Source organism: Sporomusa sp., assembly GCF_057736855.1.
The window spans coordinates 1-3408 of the sequence record NZ_JBYKYF010000030.1 but is presented as its reverse complement, the minus strand read 5'-3'; the positions used below and the strand labels follow the sequence as shown (position 1 = coordinate 3408).

Below are 3408 nucleotides of genomic sequence, written 5' to 3'. Positions count from 1 at the left end.
CTCTGAGACACTTTCCGGCCAATGCCATGAATTTTACCAGTAATGCACGAACGGCAATGCGCCGGCGAATCGTTGATACAGATTTTTCCCGGATAAAGCAAATACATCTGTCGGTACTCACCCTCAGTAACATTAGGCATAACTACATTGGCTCCGCGTTGCAGCGCCAATACCCGTCCCTGTGGGTTTAATGTCTCCATAGCCGTTGTTGCCGGAATATTAATATCAGGCAGCAATAGCCTCGTCATGGCCATCACTTTCGTGCTTAGTTCAAACGTACCGCCCCGTTCCCCCGCCAATGGCGTATCCGGGTTGGGAATAAACGGACCGACACCAATCATATCGGCATCTATGCTCTTGAAAAACAGAATATCATCAGCCAGCGATTCTATCGTTTGTCCTGGTATTCCTACCAATGAGCCTGTTCCTAACTCAAAACCTAACTCCTTTAGATCATGCAAACATCGTACCCGGTTATCCCAGCTCATGCCTGGGTCTAGTTTTTCATACAAAGCTTTGTCGGTAGTCTCAATTCTCAGCAAATACCGATCAGCCCCAGCCTCGCGGTATGCTTGATATACTTCACGGGGTTTTTCACCCACACTCAGGGTAATTGCCAAACCAAGTTCTTTAACGTTTTTGATAATACTGACCATAGTAGCCACATCAAACCATTCGTCTTCGCCTGACTGCAATACAACCGTGCGATAGCCGTATGACTTGGCTTTAGTAGCAAAGTCAAGGATAGTTTCCGGATCTAAACGATAACGTTTTACTTGTTTATTATCCCGCCGCAAACCACAATACAGGCAGTTTTGTTTACATATGTTAGAAAACTCAATCAACCCGCGCAGATGTACTTCGTCACCCACATACCGTTGCCGCACGCGGTCAGCAGCAGCAAAAAACTCAGTTTCATGTTCTGTATCTATCAGCAAGGCGACAATTTCATCTTTCGTAAGTTCGTGGGTTGTTTCCGCTTTGTTAATTAACGCCAATATATCCTGCTTATCAGCCATACCGTTACTACCTCCCCCTATATGCCTATTGCCCAAAAAAGTTTCACCTGTTGAAATCATGATAGCTGGTTTTATAACCGGCGTCAATATCAAGAAATAGGGAGTATAAAAACAATAAAAATATCTATTGACAAAGTTTATTGTCTATGACAAAATAAAATCCAATAAATTACATAGCAAAAAAAACTTATCAAGAGTGGTCGAGGGACTGGCCCTATGACGCCCGGCAACCAGCAGCAATGCAAGGTGCTAAATCCAGCGGAGCAATCCGGAAGATGAGTTAATCGTGTGTCTAAACGACTCTTCTTACGGAAGAGTCGTTTTTTTGTACCCAAAACCTAAGGTAGCCGTATCCTATAACAAACAAAGGAGATGGTATGTATGAAATTTGCCACCAAAGCTGTCCATGCGGGTCTGGTCACCGATAAAACTACCGGAGCCATCAGCACCCCGATTTACCAGACAGCCACGTTCCGGCATCCTGAGCTTGGCCGTAGTACTGGCTATGATTACTCTCGTACTCAAAATCCTACTCGCAAAGCGGTGGAAGAAGCTGTAGCCGCATTGGAGGAAGGGCATGCCGGTTTTGCCTTTGCTTCAGGCATGGCTGCCATTTCGGCAATACTTATGTTATACCAACCTGGCGATCATTTGATTATTACTGAAGACTGTTATGGCGGAACATATCGGATTATGGATAAGATATTTAGCCAATTCGATCTAACAGCTACATTTGTCGATACCAGCAACCTTAACGCGGTGCGCCAAGCGCTACAGCCTACTACTAAAGCCATTTTGCTGGAAACACCCACCAATCCACTTATGAAAATTGCCGATATCCGGGCAATAGCGGCAATAGCCCATGCGCATACTTCACAACCGCTTCACGTGATTGTTGATAACACCTTCCTGACTCCGTATTTTCAGAAACCTTTAACACTTGGTGCTGATATTGTCATCCATAGCGGTTCCAAATACTTGTCAGGCCATAATGATGTAGTCTGCGGTCTGGTAGTTGCCAGCGACCCCGCCCTTTGCGAAAAAATTGGATTTATTCAAAATGCCACTGGCGCTATCCTTGGACCGCAGGACAGCTGGCTGTTACTTAGAGGTCTCAAAACCTTGACAGTGCGGCTGCGCCAACACGAAACCAACGCGCTGGCTGTCGCCGAATGGCTTACTACCCATCCCAGTGTCACCAAAGTCTATTACCCTGGCTTAGCTAGCCACCCTGGTAAAACAACGCACGATGCCCAGGCTTGTGGCTATGGCGGTATGTTGTCCTTTGTCGTAAACGATCCCTGTCTGCCTGCCCAAGTACTTCGCAAAGTACAGGTTATTCAGTTTGCCGAAAGTTTAGGCGGTGTCGAATCGTTAATCACCTTCCCCGCGGTACAGACCCATGCTGATATTCCGGCCGACATTCGCGAACGATTAGGCATTAGTGATTGTCTCTTGCGATTGTCTGTCGGCATTGAAGATGTTGAAGATATCATTGCCGATTTGGCCCAGGCACTGGAACAGTAAGAAAGAAATGAGTCAGAAAACGCTTTCTGACCCATTTCTTTTTCATTATGAATGATAATAATGCCGAATTCTAAAATCAGTCCCTATTCGGTTAGCAATCTCCCGGCAGGACTGGATATCTTTCTGAGGTATAACATCAACAACAGTAAGTACTACCCGGGGAATATACCTTTTGCATTTGGCAGCAAACTTCAACAGAGCATCATATGCCTGTTCGCCATAAACAGGCTGGCATAATGTCTGATATTCCTTAGCATTGTTCGCATTCAAACTAATAGAAACAACATCTACCAGTCCTACTAACAACGGAGTAATATCCTGCCCATAAATCAAATTGGCATGCCCATTTGTGTTGATGCGAATGGGCATATTGTACGCATGTTTGAGATATCTACAAATTTCAATAATATCATATGTTCGCAGCATGGGTTCTCCATAACCGCAAAATACGAACTCCTGGTACTTATAACTATCCCTCGACTGAATATCGGCTAGCACTTCACTAACCGTAGGTTCCTGTTCTAACCATAAATTCATGCCCGGACTAATACCGTGTAAATGATTTCTGACGCAAAACGTACAGTTATTGGTACAACGGTTGGTCAGATTTATATATAAAGCATTTCCTAATTCATACGTAATCGTCAGCAGTCACCCCTTTTTCCATTAATTAATTATTATTTTTAGATGCCATCTCCGTATATTCCTTCCATGTCGTTAATTCGGCGTTTTTCGGTCTTTTCTATCTGCTCAACCTTACCGTCTTCGATACGAATAATCAGTTGTCCATACATCAGACCATCCAGCTGGGCAATAATTTTAGGCTGAAAAGAATGCTGTCTTGCTGGAACATCCTGTACTA

General features: G+C 44.4%; 4 protein-coding genes and 1 riboswitch. Of the genes, 1 reads left to right on the top strand and 3 read right to left on the bottom strand.

Annotation, left to right across the window (positions count from 1 at the left end; all coding sequences use genetic code 11):
- The coding region (hydE, locus tag AC29Z1_RS03590) for a [FeFe] hydrogenase H-cluster radical SAM maturase HydE (protein ID WP_488270089.1) at positions 1–1019 on the bottom strand (1019 nt) is incomplete at its 3' end.
- Positions 1020–1203: 184 nt separating this feature from the next.
- Positions 1204–1301: riboswitch (SAM riboswitch) on the top strand.
- 99 nt (positions 1302–1400) lie between these two features.
- Here hydE and AC29Z1_RS03585 point away from each other — a divergent pair.
- Positions 1401–2546, top strand: a complete 1146-nt coding sequence (locus AC29Z1_RS03585) for a trans-sulfuration enzyme family protein (protein WP_488270088.1) — start codon at positions 1401–1403, stop codon at positions 2544–2546.
- A gap of 45 nt (positions 2547–2591) precedes the next feature.
- On the opposite strand, the gene AC29Z1_RS03580 is transcribed toward AC29Z1_RS03585, so the two are convergent.
- Both AC29Z1_RS03580 and AC29Z1_RS03575 read right to left on the bottom strand, forming a co-directional pair.
- Positions 2592–3188: a TatD family nuclease-associated radical SAM protein gene (locus AC29Z1_RS03580; RefSeq protein WP_488270105.1), complete on the bottom strand. Its 597-nt coding sequence runs from the start codon at positions 3186–3188 to the stop codon at positions 2592–2594.
- Positions 3189–3229: 41 nt separating this feature from the next.
- Positions 3230–3361, bottom strand: a complete 132-nt coding sequence (locus tag AC29Z1_RS03575; RefSeq protein WP_488270104.1) for a DUF2292 domain-containing protein — start codon at positions 3359–3361, stop codon at positions 3230–3232.
- Between the last annotated feature and the right edge of the window lie 47 nt (positions 3362–3408).

Coding starts and splice junctions, on each gene's coding strand:
- AC29Z1_RS03585 (WP_488270088.1), top strand. CDS start 1,401: ATGAAATTTGCCACCAAAGCTGTCCATGCGGGTCTGGTCACCGATAAA.